The sequence below is a fragment of the Sutcliffiella deserti genome (assembly GCF_020037475.1).
Classification (GTDB): domain Bacteria; phylum Bacillota; class Bacilli; order Bacillales; family Bacillaceae_I; genus Sutcliffiella_A; species Sutcliffiella_A deserti.
The window spans coordinates 93,581-110,257 of record NZ_JAIQDB010000002.1; the positions used below are offsets into that span (position 1 = coordinate 93,581).

A 16,677-nucleotide genomic window follows, 5' to 3' on the forward strand; every position below is an offset into this window, starting at 1 on the left:
AATGGTATAAAAAAAGAGCACCAAATTACAAAGTAATTTGGTGATCTTTTACATTTCTCTATTAATAATATTTAGTACAAATAATGCACAGTCGTTCTACTTTCCTTTACTCCACCACCACAAAATAAAAAGTATCCCCAACATCTGAAGAACACCCACTCAAACGGTATTCAACCCCATCTTCATTTTCCTTAGCTTTTATACCAGAACAAAACGTACTCCTCACACCTTGCCCTGAACCGGCAAACCCGTCTTGTGAATTATCATAAGTATATTGAATTTTGTTTCCGTCATAATCTAAATTATTATAAATCGGGTCCCCTTCGTCAGTGTATATCGTGATACGGATCCCATCTTTCACACCGTTTTCCACACTTTCCACAAAATCCTCAAACCTATCCAAATTACTAATCTCTCCGTGGAGATCCACGACATCTCCGTTCTCTATTGCCTCCTCGGAATGATAAGGAGTCTTCGGATTCTTAACTTCAATTACCTGTTCCTGCTGGCAGCCAAATAAAAACAATGTGAAAAGTCCCGTAAAAACAATTGTAAGTCCTTTAATCATAAATAAACGCTCCCCCAGTTATCAGTTCTGCTTAATTAGACGCATTACCCAGTTTTTAGTTTCAATCAATTTTACTATGTATGCCGCACGCTACACCCATATCTAAAAAAACATTTAAATAGTATATTTTAAAAAGTTGAAACTTTTTGTAGACTATCCTTCTCTAATGATTGAAAAGGGGGGAAAAGGGTTGGACGAAATTATCTTAATCAGAAAAGCTATTCAGGGTGATCCGGAAGCATTTGAACACCTACTCGCAAAACACAGTGATCGTTTGTATCGTACAGCCTATCTATATGTCAGAAATCGTGAAGATGCTCTAGATGTGATACAGGAAACAGCTTTTAAAGCATTTTCCTCCATTAGTCAATTAAGAAATGAGGAATTTTTCTTAACCTGGCTTACTAAAATTCTCATTCACTGTGCGTACGATGTGCAAAAGAAAAGGAAAAATGTGGTTGTACTCGAAGAACAGGTAGCCTTACAAAGAGAAAAACACGAGGAAAGGATGGATCTAACAGAAGCGATAGGGAAATTACCTGAAAAGCACCAGACGAGCATTATCCTTTTCTACTATTACGATATGAGTCTGAAGGATATAGCTCAAGCGCTAGAAACGCCTGAAAACACCATTAAAACCTATATAAACCGTGGCAAAAAGCAATTACGAAAGTTATTAGGAGGGAGTTATTTTGATGGACAAAGACACATTCACGAACAAAATTAATGAAGTAGAAGTACCGAAAGAAGAGGTCTTGCAATCAATAAAGTTGGGTGTCAGTCGTGCGGCAGAAAAAACAACATATAAGAAAAAGAAACCAATCAAAAAGTTTTTCGTTTCAGCAACCGTCGCAGCTGGAATGCTGTTATCCTCTACGTTCATCGTACCTTCATTTTCTGAAGCAATGGCAGATGCCCCACTAATTGGCGGATGGTATTCTGGCTTTAATGATGCCGTCGGGAGGAACCTGGAAGAGCAAAATCTCATAACGGAATTAAATCAGTCCTATTCGAGTAATGGGGTAGACGTTACCTTAACAAATGCCTACTATGACGGCTATTTGATTGGAATAATGTTCTATGTTAAAGGAAATCTTACAGACCGAGATGGACATTATTATGCATTATATGAGCTGTTTAATGGAGATCCACTAGCCGATGAAACAAAAGAACTGACAACATTGGAGAAAACAGATGATGGATATACAGGACATATCCAAATTGTTTACCCCTATAAAGAGTTACCTAAAAGCGATACCATTCCAGTATCCTTTGAAGAGATCGGAAATAAAAAAGGCACCTGGCAATTCAATGTCCCTGTACAACAAATCCCAGTAGAAAAGCACGTCTTTGAAAATAAACAAAGCACAAACCCTGAAGGCAATGTGATATTTAAGGTAGACTCCATCCTTTATGGAAAAGCCTCCACTGCAATCACATATAGTTTAACCTATCCAAAGGGAACGTTAGATTCATCCTTCCAAATGCTCAACGTTGAACCCTTAGATAAGTCCTTCAAAATAGACGGATTCCAAAGTGACGGCAAAATTGAAGTGATAGAAGATGGTGACAGAACCACCGTTGTGCGAAAAATCGTCATTTCAAAAGTACTTAAGAATCAAAAGATAATAGTATCACCGACCTACAGCGAAACAGTCTCACCAGTTGAACCACTGGAAATAGAACTCCCATAAAAACAGAGCAGCTCCCCCACCAAAGAGCTGCTCTCTAAATTTTCCAAGAAAAAAACAAATTCTAATTACCCAAACCCTTTCAATAACCACCAACCAAAATTCCAAGCCGCCAAAACCCCAACCCCAAAAAGGAAAATGCGCCCCCAGCGCATTAACCAAACCACTCAAAATTCAAAACACTCCCCCAAACCCAAACTAAAAACCCAAACCCATTACCCAACCCCATTCAACTAAAAACCCCAACAAAACTCAGGGGTCTGACCCTCCCAAAGCATAAAACTAAACACCACTCGCCACTCCCTGCTAACCCAACCAAAACACCACCAACCCCGCGAGGGTCAGACCCCGGTCTTAAGCGCTCCCACCCCCAACCAAAATTCAAAGACCCAAAAAACCCACTCCAAAAAAAAAGGGCCCTAAGCCCACTAACCAACCCAAACCTCACTCCTCCACATACCAAAACTCCGCCTCCACCTCAAACCCATCAATATCCATCTCCGCCAAACCATCAACCCAAATACTCTCCCTATCAAAAAACAACGTCATCATCACCGACTTACCAGCCTCAATCGTACCTATATCAGAAAGATCAAACTCGCCTTCACCAATCAACACATCAACCAATCTCCCGTTTTCATCCGGCTGCTTCACCCATACACTAACATCAGAAACCAATCCACTCACCGGATGATCAAACCCATTCCGGATAAAACTGCCGAACATAAAAACCCCATTTGCCAACTCCTCAGGATAATAGTTCAGCGCCTCCAACGTAATGGTGCCCTCCTCTGGCGACCCAAGTCCATTTAATACTGCCTGTACTTGCTCTACCATTCCAGGCGCCAGTGAGTCACGCTTTTCCTGAGTCATTTGCAGTGGCTGATCAGCAAGGGAAGCTGCTGCATCAAACGTTTCACCCAATACCTCCTTAAACCACTCACTCGGAACCAGCCCAAGGCTAATCAACCTCTTTCGCTCACCCCACCAGGCAACCTTCGTATCATAGTTCATATATTCATAAATCGGATCTGGCTGTCCCTCGCCATCAAGAACAGTCAACGAAACAGCATGATCGACGATAAACTTCCACTCATCATCCACCCTATGCAAAATGGCATAAGATGTAGCGTTCCTATTAAAATTCATATCAGGATTATAAATTTCCGTCATAAGATTCAGGTCATATGTAACCAGTACTTCATTATCCTTATGATACATAACCTCAATGTTCTCCACGCTGCTCATCGTATCTGCCTCAATCATATCCTGGATCAAAGAAAGGAGCTCATCATTCATCTCTACATCCAAAGTCGCTAGATATCCCTCATAGTCACCTTCGTCCAGAAGCTTGAACTTAGTATGAATAGCAGCCTCCACCTGACGAACAACCGTCATATCAATTCCATGCTCATTCGTCTCATTTACAACAGTGGCACCCTCAGCCTCTTCAATCTCTAACGTCCCGACCGCCTCTTTCTTCACCTCATCATCCTTACCGCTACAGCCTGCAAGCAATCCGCCCATCATCACTACAGCAACCGGAATCAAACCCCATCTTCGCATTCTAATCACCGCTATGTGTCAACTCCGCTTCAATCTCAAATTCACCATACGCCAAAAATTCCTCAAGATTGCTCACCATAATGCTCTCAGGACCAAAATAAATGGTAGCGAGTCCAGTGGCACCAGGCTCGATCGTACCCAGCCCGTCAAATTCCATGGTCATTCTGGCGACTTCCACATCAACCAATTCATCATTCTCATCCCATGCCTCAGCAGTAAGGGAGACCGGTCCATGAAGATTGCTGACCGGGTAATCGAATCCATTACGGATAAATGCATTAAAAACTATGTAATCACTCTCCAGATGCTCTTCATAAAAAAAGAAATTATGGATTGTAATCGTATCCTTCGGTGGATCACCAAGCTCATTCAGCACTTTTTGTAACGTTGCCAAAGCCTCAGGCGCCAGTCCATCAATCATTTTCTGGGTAAAGTGAAGTGGCTGGTCCGGAATGGCATCATCTATCCTTTGGAGTTCCGCAAGAAATGCACCAGCCCATTCGGATGGAAGCTGCTTCTCCCTTTTCAGTTTCGCAAGCTCCTTGGACCAGAAGAATAGGTTATCCTCGTCCATGTAACTGAAGGATTCTTTATCTCGCTCTCCATAAAAATCGAGATGAAGCAGGGTAATATAGTCCAGGTGGCTTATCTTCCAGCCGCCGTCCTCCATCATCTTCAAAACGATAAAACCTTCACCACGACGATTGAAATTATTATATGGGTCAAATTCTTCAGTTATCTGCGACATATCAAAAGTAGCCAACACTTCTTTATCTTTTTGGTAGATCACTTTGATATCCCTTAATTCAGAGCTCGACTTTAATTCCATTATCTTCTGAACTGTAGCAACACTGTCTTCATCACCAGGCGTTTCAAACAATTTCCAGTACCCCTCGGAATCTCCCTCGTCCAATAGCTTGAAATGGGATTGAAGTACTTCTTCCGCCGCAGCCTGTGCAGTCGCGCCATCAATCGCAGGTTCACTTGTCTCTTTCTCTACTTCTGATCCCGCAACCTCGGTCTCGTCCACCTTGTCTACTTTCCTCGTTGAAGCATATTCATTGCCGCTGCAGGCAACCAGTGTACTCCCAATCATAAGTACTGCAAAAGGAACCAATATCTTCTTCATCTACTAACCCCCATTAAGTAGAAATACTGTTAAATTATACTATAAAACAGGACATAAGTGTCAGAAAATATAGAAAATAACACCATGGATAAGCATTACTTTACTCCTGAAATAAAAAATTGCCTCAAAAGTTATAAAACCTCTTCGAAGGGTATATATAAAGAACAACAACATTCGGAGGTGCTCACAATGCTACAAAAACCACTAATCATCTGGCACACCCTAAGAGCAAACTACCACAGCATACTCATCCAAGACTGCCGAGACAACGAACTCAAACAAACCCTAATAACCAAACGCAACTACCACCAACAAAAACTACAACAATACACACCCTACGCACCCTAACAGGTGCTTCTTTTTATGTATTCACAAAATTACATATATCGACAAACCAAAATATGTACTATAATAGGTAATAGCAAAAAATACGCACGGATTCCAACACAAAAGGAGAATACAAATAAATGTTACGAGGCCTATACACAGCAACAGCCGGCATGATCTCCCAACAACGTCGCATGGAAATGCTCTCAAATAACCTGTCCAACGCCAACACACCAGGATACAAAACAGACCAATCATCCCTTAGAGCATTCCCGGAAATGCTACTCTCACGCATGGAAAGTGCCAATATACCTGTCCAAAACGCACCATCATTCAACAAGCTCCAGCCAATAGGAGCCCTGAACACAGGAGTTTACCTACAAGACATCACGCCAAACCACATCCAGGGCGACATGAGACCAACAGGCAACGACACAGATCTCGCCATCCTGAACGGTAACCTGCCGGAAAACACATCCGTCTTCTTCACCGTCCAACATCAAGACGGTACACCTAGATACACCAGAAACGGAAACTTTACCATCGATAGCCAAGGCTACTTAACAACCAACAATGGCCTTTACGTCCTAGACGACACCAACAACCGAATTCAAATCAACACCAATACATTCACACTGCAACCAGACGGAACCCTGCTAGTAGACGACCAAGTCCAAGCACGTTTAGGAATCGCCCTAGCCAACAACACCAACGACCTTATCCGTGACGGTAGCGGCCTATTCCGCCCAGCAGAAGGGCAACAAATGGTAAACGCCAATGGAGGCTTCCAGATTCTCCAAGGCCACATCGAACGCTCTAACGTCGATACAGCCCAAACAATGAGTGAAATGACAGCAGCCTACCGTGCCTTTGAAGCGAACCAAAAAGTCATTCAGGCTTATGACACAAGTATGCAAAAAGCAGCAAACGAAATCGGACGAATCAACTAATTGCCTCAGGACCTAAACGGAGGGGAATATAAATGAACAGAATCATGCTTAACGCCACCAACACCATGAAACAGCTACAAAAGCAACTCGACCTAATCGGCCATAACGTAGCGAACGTCGACACAATCGGCTACAAAAACCGATCGGCATCATTTCAAGAACTACTAACTCAACAAGCAAACAACCAGCCGCTAAACAGGTATGAAACGATGCGGGAAACACCAAACGGTCTTCGTCTTTCTACTGGTGCTGGCCTTGCTATGACAAAACTGAACCTCACACAAGGTTCTTTAAAAACGACCGACCGTATGTTAGACTTTGCTCTAACAAAGGAAGATCAAATGTTTACGATAGAAACGACAGAGAATGGGCAAGCTACGACCCAATTCACGAGAAACGGGGTTTTCTATTTGTCGCCCATCAACAACAATGAAGTCATGCTCGTTACAAGCGACGGAAACCCGGTCTTAGATAGCAACGGCGAACAAATCATTTTTCCAGAAAACATTAAGGAAATACAGCTTCAACCAGGTGGAATCATCACCGCAGCGCTCAATAATGGCGATGCAATTGCACGTGAACTCGGCATCGCCCGCGTAATTCGCCCGCAAATGCTGGAAGCTAGACCTGGGTCTTTGTACGCACTTCCAAATGAGGAAGTAGGAAATCCAGATGATATCATCCAGTTCATTGCCGGAGCGGACCGCGTGGCAATCCCATTACAACAAGGAATGCTTGAACAGTCCAATGTCGATCTTGCTTCTGAGCTGACCGAGATGACGCTCATGCAACGATCGTATCAATTTAACGCTAAATCTGTGCAATATGCCGATCAAATGATGGGACTTGTAAACGGATTGAAATCATAGGTAAGGGGGAGATTGCGCAATGGATCAAAAAGAAACAAAAACCAAAAGCTTAACAAGAGAAGAGTTGCGCAAAACTCAAAAAAATAAAGCAAAAGAACAACACGAAGAAACCGCCCAAACAAGAGAAACAAAACCAAAGAAGCAGCGTCTCAAATGGCGAATCCGCTTAATTCCAATCTGGCTGCGACTAATCATCATCTTAGCTATCATGATTGTGGCAGCAGTGGCAGGAGCCATGGTAGGCTACGGCATTCTCGGCGGCGGCAGTCCGATGGATGTATTTAATCGAGAAACGTGGCAACATATTATCGACCTCGTACAAAAAGACTAAGGAAGTCCTTACCAAAGGGCAACACTCGTTTGTAGACAAAAGGGATTCGGAATAAACACATTCCAAATCCCTTTTTTGCTTTCTTATATAACCACCGCTGTTAATCTCCACGCAAGGCTTCGCGTCCGCGGGGCGCTTGGGAAGCCTCCTCGGCTTTCGCCTGCGGGGTCTTCCCAAAGCACTACCTCCCGCTGGAGTCTCCGCCTTTCGTTCCGATCAACAGCTAGGAATGCCTAGAATCAAAAGGGGGTTTTATTTACAAAAACCCCTATAACCTCAGTGGTGTCACTATGCCTTTAAGGTCTTCAACCTCCCGCAACCTCCCGCCTAAATCTAAAACTTCGGCTCCAATCATCAGCAGGAAAAGCCCTATTACCAACACTCAACCTAAATAGAGAGTTATTCTTCCAAAGCACTCATCTAATTATCGTTCCACAAAAAATTCATAGTACTCAGTTGATTGCAGTGGAAGGCACGCAGACTCCTACGGGAGGAAGGGAAGGCCACTGAAAATCTGAAAACATATAGTTTTGTGTGGCTTCTAGCTGTGGAGTGGAGCAAATGGCGTAGACTCCAGCGGGAGAGGAGCGACAAGCTTGAGACCCCGCAGGGCATAGCCCGAGGAGGCTCAAGGTCGCCCCGCGGAACGCGAAGCCATTTGCGGAAAGTAACAGCGGTGGTTAACACAAACCTAGAATTATGTACTTTATCAGTGGCCTCGAGGAAGGGACAAGTGAGACCCCGCAGGCGCAGCCGAGGAGGCTCCCGGACCGCCCGCGGAAAGCGAAGTGCCTGTAACGGAAATCAACGGCCATAATTAAACAGGTGCCAATGAGTTTAATACAAACTGAAGGAAGTCCATACCAAAGGCTTCCTCTTTTGTATCCCTTCATATATAATAAGAGTAACTATTAGTAGGAGGTCATAAACATGCTAGACATTAACCAAATAAAAGAAATCATTCCACATAGATATCCTTTCCTGTTAGTGGACAAGATAATAGAAATCGAAGAAGGCCAACGAGCAATTGGAATCAAAAATGTAACTGCGAACGAAGAGTTCTTCCAAGGACACTTCCCAGAGTTCCCTGTCATGCCTGGCGTGCTCATTGTCGAGGCTCTAGCACAGGTTGGAGCGGTAGCAATGCTAAAGAAAGAAGAAAACAAAGGCCGCCTTGCTTTCTTTACCGGCATTGATAAGTGCCGTTTCAAAAAGCAGGTATTCCCAGGCGATCAGCTGCGACTCGAAGTGGAGATGACACGAGTACGCGGAAGCATCGGCAAGGGAAAAGGTGTGGCAACTGTCGACGGACAGCTTGTCTGTGAATTGGAAATGATGTTCGCATTAGGTCAAAAGGCGTAATTTAAAAATTATTGTACATTTTATGCAAACTTTCTCGAATATTGGGGAATATAAAAAGGGACCAAGCGAAAAAGTAAAAAAGGTCTTGAAATTTCCATATATGAAAGGAGTAGGTTTAGAATGAACAACAAATGGTTAGTTAAATTAACTGGAACAGCATTAGCAGCAATGTTAATTACAGGGTGTGCAGCAAACAATCAGGACGTTCCACCACCAGAAGACGAACAGCCTCCAATGGAAGAACCGATGGATCCTGATATGGAAGATGATACAGAGATGGACATGGAAGATGAAGAAGGCATGGAGAACGAAGATGAAGGCATGGACATGGAAGATGAGGAAGAAGATACAAACACTGGATCTTAATCCTAGACTTTCTTAAAACGGGGGACAGTGCACGCTGCTGTCCCTATTTTATTTATTATAATCCCAAACAATCCGCCAATCCTTTTCTTCCTTCACCACATACACATACTGCACAAACAAGAAGTGCCCGTACTTTCCCTTGTAGGTCTGCTCTACCTTAAACTTATAGGCAAGATCAAACGTCTCTCCATCCTTCACCATCTTCCAACTCTTTAGCTTCTCTGCATCACTAACATTATACGTGAACGTTTCTGCGCCAAAATGATTATTAAACACATGAGCCCTGTCCTGGATATAGGATCCCCGCTGAAATCTCTCCTGCATAGACGAATGCATCAGCTCCCACGAACGACCATAATCCCCTTCTTGTTCATATGCGTAAAAATCCTCCACTAAACGCTCGGCTTTCCCTTCTGCACTGATTAGGATAGTAGAAAGAAGATAAACAAACAGAACAATTACACCAATCCCCAAACTCAATACAATTACAGGATGTATCCTATTTCTTCTGCGCATGGTAACCTCTCCTAAACATTGCCTGTCTCTTACCTTACATATATGCAGAAAATTCACAATTAATTTCCGTTCGACAAACATTAGACTCTATTCGACAAATTCCGATTTATTTGTTAAAAAATACTCGAAAATTGTTACCGCTTTCAAACAATTTCCACTTTTATTACAAAGAAATTACACGTATGATGTAGATATGTGAGAGTTATTGACTTATAATAAAATTTATGTGCAAAAATATAAAAAACTTGCAAAAAATATAAAAATAAACACGAATTTGTTTATCAACCTTGGAGGTTCGCATGGAAGAAACTATCAGTCTCAAAGAACTATTTCAAACGCTCAAAAAACGCCTTGGCCTTATTATCTTATTAACCGTCATTGTTACAACGACAAGTGGCGTGATGAGCTACTTCTTCATCACACCAATCTATCAATCTTCTACACAATTATTGGTGAACCAGGCAAAATCCGAACAAGGCTCTGTCGATGTGAACCAAATTCGCTCCAACTTGGAGATAATCAACACATACAATGTCATTATAAAAACACCTGCAATTCTAGATAAAGTTAGTGCAGAATTAAATAGTGACGAAACAGCGTCATCGCTTCATTCCAAAATCACGGTGGGAAGTGAAAGCAATTCCCAGGTATTGAATATTACGGTTCAGCATTCTGATCCGGTAATGGCAGCAACAATCGCCAATACAACAGCAGAAGTGTTTCAAACAGAAATCATTACTCTTATGAACGTCGACAACGTCAGCATCCTGTCCCCGGCCCAAGTAGGCGAGAACCCGTCACCAGTAAAGCCGCAGCCAGTACTGAATATGGCAATCGCAATGGTAGTCGGTCTGATGGCAGGAGTGGGTCTAGCATTCTTGTTAGAATACCTTGATACCTCTATTAAAAATGAACAAGATATTGAAAAATTACTAGGGTTGCCTGTTCTAGGTACAATCATGAAAATTGAAGACAAAGATATCCAAGAAGCGCAACAGGCTGCTAGAAAAGCAAGAACGAGAGGTGAGACAGTTGGCTCTTCGAAATAAAAATAGAAAAAAAAGCACACTAGCAACAACAAGTCGTCACTTGATCGCGGATAAATTACCTAAGTCCCCTATTTCCGAGCAGTACCGTACGATTCGAACGAATATTCAATTCTCATTCGTTGACCAGCAAATGCGTTCCATTATGGTGACGTCATCAGGTCCAGCTGAAGGGAAATCAACGACAGCTAGTAATCTAGCAGTAGTATTTGCGCAGCAAGGTAAACAGGTTCTATTTATAGACGCTGATCTAAGAAAACCAACAGCACATTATACGTTTCAACAGGAGAACTTTAAAGGACTTACAACGGTTCTGACGAAACAAACCCAGTTGCTTGAAACAATAACTCCAACAAAAATAGCAAATCTAGATATTTTAACAAGTGGACCAATTCCACCAAACCCTGCCGAGTTACTAAGCTCAAGAGCAATGCAGGAGCTAATAGCAGATGCATATAATCAGTACGATGTGGTGATCTTTGATACTCCACCAGTACTTGCTGTAACAGATGCGCAAGTGTTAGCGAACCAGTGCGACGGAACGATTCTGGTTGTTTCTAGTGGAACAACAGATAAAGATAGCGCGGTAAAAGCAAAAGAATTATTAGATGCAGCAAAAGCGAAATTGCTTGGAGTTGTACTTAATGGAAAGAAACAAAAAGACAGTTCTTATTACTATTACTATGGTGCGAAATAAGAGAGGATACGTTATCCTCCTCTTTTTTTGGCTATATCACATCTTTTCTACTATTTTTCTTACAGTAAATTCAAGTAATGACAAAAGGAGGCTTCGGAATGACATATCAAAGAAGACTTTCATTTCTAGTGCTGGTTGACTCTCTTATCGTGATCTCCGCTATTTATCTTAGTTTTTGGCTGCTGAATCCCGGGTTTCAGGTGTTTCAATCAAAAACCTTGTTAGTCGCATCGTTTACACTCTTAATCTGGCATCATTTATTTGCTTACATATACAAGCTTTATAACAAAGCTTGGGAGTATGCGAGTGTAGGAGAACTGGTTTCGATTTTTAAGGGAGTAAGTTATTCCGTTGCGATCACCGGTCTTCTGCAATTTATTGTATCGGGTGATATTTTTGTTCGGGTGTTAATGATTACTTGGATGCTTCATATGTTATTAATTGGTGGTTCACGCTTTTCGTGGAGAATGTACCGAGATACCTTTATTAAGACTAAAAAGGATAAAAAGCGGGCGTTAATCGTTGGAGCTGGCGCGGCTGGAACGATGGTAGCGAGACAGTTGCTGCAAAACCATGATGCCAATCTGCATCCTGTAGCGTTTGTTGATGATGATGTAAAAAAGCATCGATTGCAGATACTAGGTATACCGGTGCTTGGTGGTGTAGAAAATATTGAGTCTGTAGTAAAAGAGCTGAACATCGAGAACATTATCATTGCGATTCCGTCCCTTGGGAAGAAAGAAATCAACATCATCTATCAGGAATGTACAAAAACAGATGCAAAAACAAAAATCATTCCAATGCTTGAGGACTTAATGCTTGGGAATGTTTCCGTTAATGAATTCAGGGACGTCGAGGTAGAGGATCTGCTTGGGAGAGAATCGGTTAAACTCGACATGCAAAGTATCTCCGAGTCGATTACAGGTAAAACGGTTCTTGTGACAGGAGCAGGTGGATCGATCGGGTCTGAGATTTGTCGTCAGATATCAAGCTTCAACCCGAAAGCGCTTATACTGTTAGGTCATGGTGAAAATAGCATTTATACGATTGAGATGGAGCTTCGTGGGAAGTACAACGAAGTAATCAAAATCTATACTGAGATTGCGGACATCCAAGACAGAAATAAAATATTTACCATCATGGATAAATACAATCCTGATGTGGTGTATCACGCAGCAGCTCATAAACATGTACCATTAATGGAAAGAAACCCAGAGGAAGCGGTTAAAAATAATGTCTTTGGGACGAAAAATGTCGCAGAAGCATCTGATACCTTTGGTGTAGGTACCTTTGTGTTGGTATCCTCTGACAAAGCAGTGAACCCTACTAATGTGATGGGGGCGACAAAGCGCTTTGCGGAAATGGTAGTGCAACAGCTGGCAGAAGTGAGCAGAACAAAGTTTGTGGCCGTACGATTTGGGAATGTTCTTGGCAGCCGTGGGAGTGTAATTCCACTGTTTAAAAAGCAAATCCAGGCTGGCGGTCCGGTTACGGTGACGCATCCGGATATGACGCGCTACTTTATGACGATTCCGGAAGCTTCCAAGCTTGTGATTCAAGCGGGGACACTAGCACGCGGTGGTGAGGTGTTTGTGCTTGATATGGGAGAGCCGGTTAAGATTGTCGACTTGGCGAAGAACCTTATTACGTTATCCGGGTACGCGATTAACGAAATTGGTATTCAATACTCTGGGATTCGTCCTGGGGAGAAGATGTATGAAGAACTGTTAAATGAAAATGAACTCCATAAGGAAAATGTGTTTCCTAAGATACATATTGGGAAGGCACCACTTAAGGATGAGAAGATTTTAGGATATTTCCTCGGCAGGTTTGAGGAGATGAGTATTGATGAGGTTAGGGAGTATTTATTGTTGGTTGCTAATAATAGAGAGAATGAGTTGGAGCATTTAAAACAAAGAAAAATATTTATTTAAAAGGGGAAGGTTAGTTAGTATGCAAAGAGTGAAAAAGGCCATTATACCAGCAGCTGGACTTGGAACTCGCTTTCTGCCAGCTACAAAGGCACAACCGAAAGAGATGCTGCCAATAGTCGACAAGCCTACGATTCAATATATCATCGAAGAAGCGGTTGCTTCTGGCATCGAGGATATTATTATTGTTACCGGTCGTGGAAAAAGAGCGATTGAGGATCATTTTGATAAGTCTTATGAGTTGGAAGAAACGCTTGCAAAAAAGGGTAAGCTTGAGCAGCTAGAAGAAATTCAGGCAATATCGAAGCTGGCAAATATTCATTATATCCGTCAGAAAGAGCCTCTTGGGTTAGGACATGCAATCGGGTGTGCGAAGCGATTTATCGGAGACGAACCCTTTGCAGTCCTTTTGGGTGATGATATCGTACACTCCCCTGGTAATCCGTGCCTGAAGCAGTTAATGGATGTTTATGACCGGTACAATTCTTCCGTAATAGGAGTGCAACAGGTTCCAACAGAGGATGTTTCAAAGTATGGAATAATTTCGATGAAAAATGGCGAAATAGATAAAAGATGCTTCCATATTAATGATTTGGTAGAAAAGCCCAAAATGGAAGATGCTCCTTCTAATTATGCCATCATGGGAAGGTATATCTTAAGACCTGAAATTTTTGAGATTCTGGATAATCAAACACCAGGTGCTGGTGGAGAGATTCAGTTGACGGATGCGATAAAACAGCTGAATGAAAAACAGATGGTTGTTGCGTATGAGTTTGGCGGCGTGAGGTATGATGTTGGGGATAAGTTTGGGTTTATTAAGGCGCAGGTTGAGTTTGCGTTGGAGCGTGAGGACCTTAAAGCTAATATAAAGGAATACTTAAAGGGTTTGCTGGAAAAGGAAAAAGCGTTGAACTGACAATTAGAATGTAGGAATGTGAAAGAAAGGTGATGCCTCCTGACCTTTATCAATGGAGGCACTCGGTTAAGCTGTGGGTGTTGAGTTACCTTAGATACGTTTGTTATCAGTGGTGTGGTGTGAGGTGTGGTTTGATACCCTTTATTTTTCATTAAATACATCAAAAGGTTGATGTAAATAATTGTTTAAGAAGTTTCTTAGGAAATATGATGGATTGCTGCTGGTGGAGATTTAGCAGCAGTTGTGATTTTGGAGATACTGGCAGCAAAAGCAGTACCTTCTGTTTTTGGGCATATTAAGAAAATTGAGGCTGATGTTTGTGATGTGTATTCTTCTGAGTTAGAGAAGATGTATTACCAGGAATTAGTTTTGGCAGAGCATGATGAGTATGTCCTGTAGGTGGGATTTATCATTATGTTGAGGGGGAAGTGGAGTGTAGTGTGCATGGGGAAGTAGATCAAGACGATGGTAATGAGGTACCGTTTTTGTAGTAGGAATTTGAGGAGTATAAAAAATACTAAATTGATATGAGATAGCTGTGCTCTCTTGATTGAATTGGTTGGAACTGAGTATCGTAGTTAGATTGAGTGCTAGAAGCCTTGCGGGATAAGGGTTTGAGGTGTTTTTACTTAGATTTAAAGATTGATTGAATGGTCTATATAATAGGAAGAAACTCGGTTTAGGGTGCTAGAAAGGTAAATATCTATTTCGTATTTGTTAGGTAGATTGAATAGATATTATGAGGTGGCTATCGGTAGTAGATAACAATTTTAGTGGTTTAGAAGTTGGTTGGAATTCAGGAATATGAGATTCTAATTAAGTCCTAATCTACTAAAGAATAAATTTTAAGGAGTGTTACAAGTATGTATATGAAAATTAAAAGATTGATAGATATCATTCTTTCTTTAATAGGGCTTGTTATCTTATCACCAATTTTTTTTATCCTAGTTATTGCTATTAAGTTTGATTCAAGAGGACCGGTTCTATTTAAGCAAAAGCGTGTAGGAGTTAACAAGACACACTTCAATATTTTGAAATTCCGTACCATGAGAATAGATACACCGAAGGATACTCCAACTCACTTATTAGGTAATCCAGAAAAGTATATCACAAGGATGGGGAAATTCCTTAGAAAAACCTCACTTGATGAGCTTCCTCAGATTTGGAATATTTTTGTGGGACAGATGAGTGTAATTGGGCCTAGACCAGCACTATGGAATCAATATGATCTGATTGCTGAACGAGATAAGTATGATGCTAATGATGTACCACCTGGATTAACTGGTTGGGCGCAGATTAATGGTAGAGATGAGCTTCCTATTGAAGTGAAAGCGGAGTTGGATGGGGAGTATGTTGAGAAGATTAGCATCTGGATGGATGTAAAGTGCTTCTTCGGGACCATAGTTAGTGTAGTGAAGAGTGACGGGGTTGTCGAAGGTGGGACTGGAGTTAAGAAGGAAGTTGCGAGTTCTAAGGAGAAAGGCTCGTTTTGAGAGTGAAATTGGAAAATAGAGGTGAAGACATGTTATTAGTTACAGGAATCACTGGTCATACGGGAAGATATTTTTTACAAGAACTTATTAAAAATAATTATGAAGGTCCTATTCGTTGCATTGTTAGGAAAACATCTGATACCTCTCTATTAGATAACAGTAGATTGAAGGTAGAAAAAGTTATTGGTGATATTAATGATGAAGTATTTTTAGATAAATGTATGAAAGGTGTAAAAACAATTGTCCATATAGTAAATATTAGGCATACCCTAAGAATACTTAAGGCTGCTATAAATAATAACGTCTCTAGAGCAATTTGTGTTCATACAACTGGAATTTACTCTAAATTTAAAATTGCATCAGATGAATACAAAATTATAGAAGCAGAAATTAAAGATATGCTTGCTAAATCTGAAATAAAGGTGACAGTTTTACGCCCGACTATGATATACGGCGATTTATGTGATCATAACATGAGTAGATTTATTAAGATGGTTGATAGATTTAAATTTTTTCCAGTTATTAATCAAGGGAAAGGTTTAATTCAACCTGTAAATGCTCGGGATCTTGGTAAAGCGTATTATGATGTAGTTGTGCTACCGGTTGAGAAAGCTAAATTAGAATATAATCTCTCAGGAGAAAAACCTATCACAATGCTTGAAGCTTTAAAGTTGATTAGTAGAAACCTTGGACGAAGAAATACATTTATAAGTTTTCCGCTAGGGGTGGGAGTATTGATAGCTAGGTGCTTAAAAATAGGAACTCTTGGAAAGGTCGATTACGTTGAAAAGGTTCAACGAATGAGTGAAGATAGGTGCTTCTCACATGAAGAAGCTAAAAAAGATTTTGGTTATACCCCTGAATCATTTGAAATTGGAATAGCTAGAGAAGTTAAGGAGTATTTAAATAGATAGAAGGT

Annotated in this window: 19 protein-coding genes; 14 read left to right on the forward strand and 5 right to left on the reverse strand. The window is 41.3% G+C overall.

Features of this window, described 5'->3' with window-relative positions:
• Positions 1–106: 106 nt before the first annotated feature.
• A complete protein-coding gene (locus tag K9B36_RS05875) occupies positions 107–568 on the reverse strand; it encodes a DUF4362 domain-containing protein (protein ID WP_223701096.1) in 462 nt (153 codons plus the stop codon).
• 190 nt (positions 569–758) lie between these two features.
• Between K9B36_RS05875 and K9B36_RS05880 the strand changes: the two genes are divergently transcribed.
• Positions 759–1,295: a sigma-70 family RNA polymerase sigma factor gene (locus K9B36_RS05880; protein ID WP_223701097.1), complete on the forward strand. Its 537-nt coding sequence runs from the start codon at positions 759–761 to the stop codon at positions 1,293–1,295.
• Positions 1,264–2,262: a DUF4179 domain-containing protein gene (locus tag K9B36_RS05885; protein ID WP_223701571.1), complete on the forward strand. Its 999-nt coding sequence runs from the start codon at positions 1,264–1,266 to the stop codon at positions 2,260–2,262. The genes K9B36_RS05880 and K9B36_RS05885 overlap by 32 nt, the downstream gene beginning before the upstream one ends.
• Here the strand turns inward: K9B36_RS05885 and K9B36_RS05890 are convergent.
• The 3 genes from K9B36_RS05890 to K9B36_RS05900 form a co-directional block, all read right to left on the reverse strand.
• Positions 2,227–2,430, reverse strand: a complete 204-nt coding sequence (locus K9B36_RS05890) for a hypothetical protein (protein WP_223701098.1) — start codon at positions 2,428–2,430, stop codon at positions 2,227–2,229. The genes K9B36_RS05885 and K9B36_RS05890 overlap by 36 nt on opposite strands.
• A gap of 273 nt (positions 2,431–2,703) precedes the next feature.
• Positions 2,704–3,825 carry a hypothetical protein gene (locus K9B36_RS05895; protein ID WP_223701099.1) on the reverse strand — a complete coding sequence of 374 codons (1,122 nt, stop codon included), beginning with the start codon at positions 3,823–3,825 and terminating at the stop codon, positions 2,704–2,706.
• 1 nt (position 3,826) lies between these two features.
• Entirely contained in the window at positions 3,827–4,954 is a 1,128-nt protein-coding gene (locus tag K9B36_RS05900; RefSeq protein WP_223701100.1) for an SLAP domain-containing protein, read from the reverse strand.
• A 467-nt stretch (positions 4,955–5,421) separates the two neighbouring features.
• Between K9B36_RS05900 and K9B36_RS05905 the strand changes: the two genes are divergently transcribed.
• The 5 genes from K9B36_RS05905 (at position 5,422) to K9B36_RS05925 (ending at position 9,159) form a co-directional block, all read left to right on the forward strand.
• Positions 5,422–6,231 (forward strand): flagellar hook-basal body protein, encoded by an 810-nt coding sequence (locus tag K9B36_RS05905; RefSeq protein WP_223701101.1) that lies wholly within the window; start codon positions 5,422–5,424, stop codon positions 6,229–6,231.
• A 32-nt stretch (positions 6,232–6,263) separates the two neighbouring features.
• The gene (locus K9B36_RS05910) at positions 6,264–7,100 is read left to right on the forward strand and encodes a flagellar hook-basal body protein (protein ID WP_223701102.1); all 837 of its coding nucleotides are present in this window, start codon (positions 6,264–6,266) and stop codon (positions 7,098–7,100) included.
• 19 nt (positions 7,101–7,119) lie between these two features.
• The gene (locus tag K9B36_RS05915) at positions 7,120–7,431 is read left to right on the forward strand and encodes a DNA-directed RNA polymerase subunit beta (protein ID WP_223701103.1); all 312 of its coding nucleotides are present in this window, start codon (positions 7,120–7,122) and stop codon (positions 7,429–7,431) included.
• A gap of 930 nt (positions 7,432–8,361) precedes the next feature.
• Positions 8,362–8,793: a 3-hydroxyacyl-ACP dehydratase FabZ gene (fabZ, locus tag K9B36_RS05920; protein WP_223701104.1), complete on the forward strand. Its 432-nt coding sequence runs from the start codon at positions 8,362–8,364 to the stop codon at positions 8,791–8,793.
• A gap of 120 nt (positions 8,794–8,913) precedes the next feature.
• Positions 8,914–9,159 (forward strand): hypothetical protein, encoded by a 246-nt coding sequence (locus K9B36_RS05925; protein WP_223701105.1) that lies wholly within the window; start codon positions 8,914–8,916, stop codon positions 9,157–9,159.
• A gap of 48 nt (positions 9,160–9,207) precedes the next feature.
• On the opposite strand, the gene K9B36_RS05930 is transcribed toward K9B36_RS05925, so the two are convergent.
• The gene (locus K9B36_RS05930; RefSeq protein ID WP_223701106.1) at positions 9,208–9,675 is read right to left on the reverse strand and encodes a hypothetical protein; all 468 of its coding nucleotides are present in this window, start codon (positions 9,673–9,675) and stop codon (positions 9,208–9,210) included.
• A gap of 299 nt (positions 9,676–9,974) precedes the next feature.
• On the opposite strand from K9B36_RS05930, the gene K9B36_RS05935 reads away from it, so the two are divergent.
• The 7 genes from K9B36_RS05935 (at position 9,975) to K9B36_RS05965 (ending at position 16,672) form a co-directional block, all read left to right on the forward strand.
• The gene (locus K9B36_RS05935) at positions 9,975–10,724 is read left to right on the forward strand and encodes a YveK family protein (protein ID WP_223701107.1); all 750 of its coding nucleotides are present in this window, start codon (positions 9,975–9,977) and stop codon (positions 10,722–10,724) included.
• Positions 10,708–11,418, forward strand: coding sequence for a CpsD/CapB family tyrosine-protein kinase (locus K9B36_RS05940; RefSeq protein WP_317889860.1), 711 nt, complete (start codon positions 10,708–10,710; stop codon positions 11,416–11,418). The genes K9B36_RS05935 and K9B36_RS05940 overlap by 17 nt, the downstream gene beginning before the upstream one ends.
• A 98-nt stretch (positions 11,419–11,516) precedes the next feature.
• The gene (locus tag K9B36_RS05945; protein WP_223701108.1) at positions 11,517–13,352 is read left to right on the forward strand and encodes a polysaccharide biosynthesis protein; all 1,836 of its coding nucleotides are present in this window, start codon (positions 11,517–11,519) and stop codon (positions 13,350–13,352) included.
• A gap of 19 nt (positions 13,353–13,371) precedes the next feature.
• Complete coding sequence (gene galU / locus K9B36_RS05950) at positions 13,372–14,265, forward strand: UTP--glucose-1-phosphate uridylyltransferase GalU (protein WP_223701109.1); 894 nt, start codon at positions 13,372–13,374, stop codon at positions 14,263–14,265.
• A 243-nt stretch (positions 14,266–14,508) separates the two neighbouring features.
• Positions 14,509–14,664, forward strand: coding sequence for a hypothetical protein (locus tag K9B36_RS05955; protein ID WP_223701110.1), 156 nt, complete (start codon positions 14,509–14,511; stop codon positions 14,662–14,664).
• A 464-nt stretch (positions 14,665–15,128) separates the two neighbouring features.
• Positions 15,129–15,758: a sugar transferase gene (locus K9B36_RS05960; RefSeq protein WP_223701111.1), complete on the forward strand. Its 630-nt coding sequence runs from the start codon at positions 15,129–15,131 to the stop codon at positions 15,756–15,758.
• Positions 15,759–15,760: 2 nt separating this feature from the next.
• Positions 15,761–16,672, forward strand: a complete 912-nt coding sequence (locus tag K9B36_RS05965) for an NAD-dependent epimerase/dehydratase family protein (protein ID WP_223701573.1) — start codon at positions 15,761–15,763, stop codon at positions 16,670–16,672.
• Positions 16,673–16,677: the final 5 nt, after the last annotated feature.

Coding starts and splice junctions, on each gene's coding strand:
- K9B36_RS05875 (WP_223701096.1), bottom strand. CDS start 568: ATGATTAAAGGACTTACAATTGTTTTTACGGGACTTTTCACATTGTTT.
- K9B36_RS05885 (WP_223701571.1), top strand. CDS start 1,264: ATGGACAAAGACACATTCACGAACAAAATTAATGAAGTAGAAGTACCG.
- K9B36_RS05895 (WP_223701099.1), bottom strand. CDS start 3,825: ATGCGAAGATGGGGTTTGATTCCGGTTGCTGTAGTGATGATGGGCGGA.
- K9B36_RS05900 (WP_223701100.1), bottom strand. CDS start 4,954: ATGAAGAAGATATTGGTTCCTTTTGCAGTACTTATGATTGGGAGTACA.
- K9B36_RS05905 (WP_223701101.1), top strand. CDS start 5,422: ATGTTACGAGGCCTATACACAGCAACAGCCGGCATGATCTCCCAACAA.
- K9B36_RS05910 (WP_223701102.1), top strand. CDS start 6,264: ATGAACAGAATCATGCTTAACGCCACCAACACCATGAAACAGCTACAA.
- K9B36_RS05915 (WP_223701103.1), top strand. CDS start 7,120: ATGGATCAAAAAGAAACAAAAACCAAAAGCTTAACAAGAGAAGAGTTG.
- fabZ (WP_223701104.1), top strand. CDS start 8,362: ATGCTAGACATTAACCAAATAAAAGAAATCATTCCACATAGATATCCT.
- K9B36_RS05925 (WP_223701105.1), top strand. CDS start 8,914: ATGAACAACAAATGGTTAGTTAAATTAACTGGAACAGCATTAGCAGCA.
- K9B36_RS05930 (WP_223701106.1), bottom strand. CDS start 9,675: ATGCGCAGAAGAAATAGGATACATCCTGTAATTGTATTGAGTTTGGGG.
- K9B36_RS05935 (WP_223701107.1), top strand. CDS start 9,975: ATGGAAGAAACTATCAGTCTCAAAGAACTATTTCAAACGCTCAAAAAA.
- K9B36_RS05945 (WP_223701108.1), top strand. CDS start 11,517: ATGACATATCAAAGAAGACTTTCATTTCTAGTGCTGGTTGACTCTCTT.
- galU (WP_223701109.1), top strand. CDS start 13,372: ATGCAAAGAGTGAAAAAGGCCATTATACCAGCAGCTGGACTTGGAACT.
- K9B36_RS05960 (WP_223701111.1), top strand. CDS start 15,129: ATGTATATGAAAATTAAAAGATTGATAGATATCATTCTTTCTTTAATA.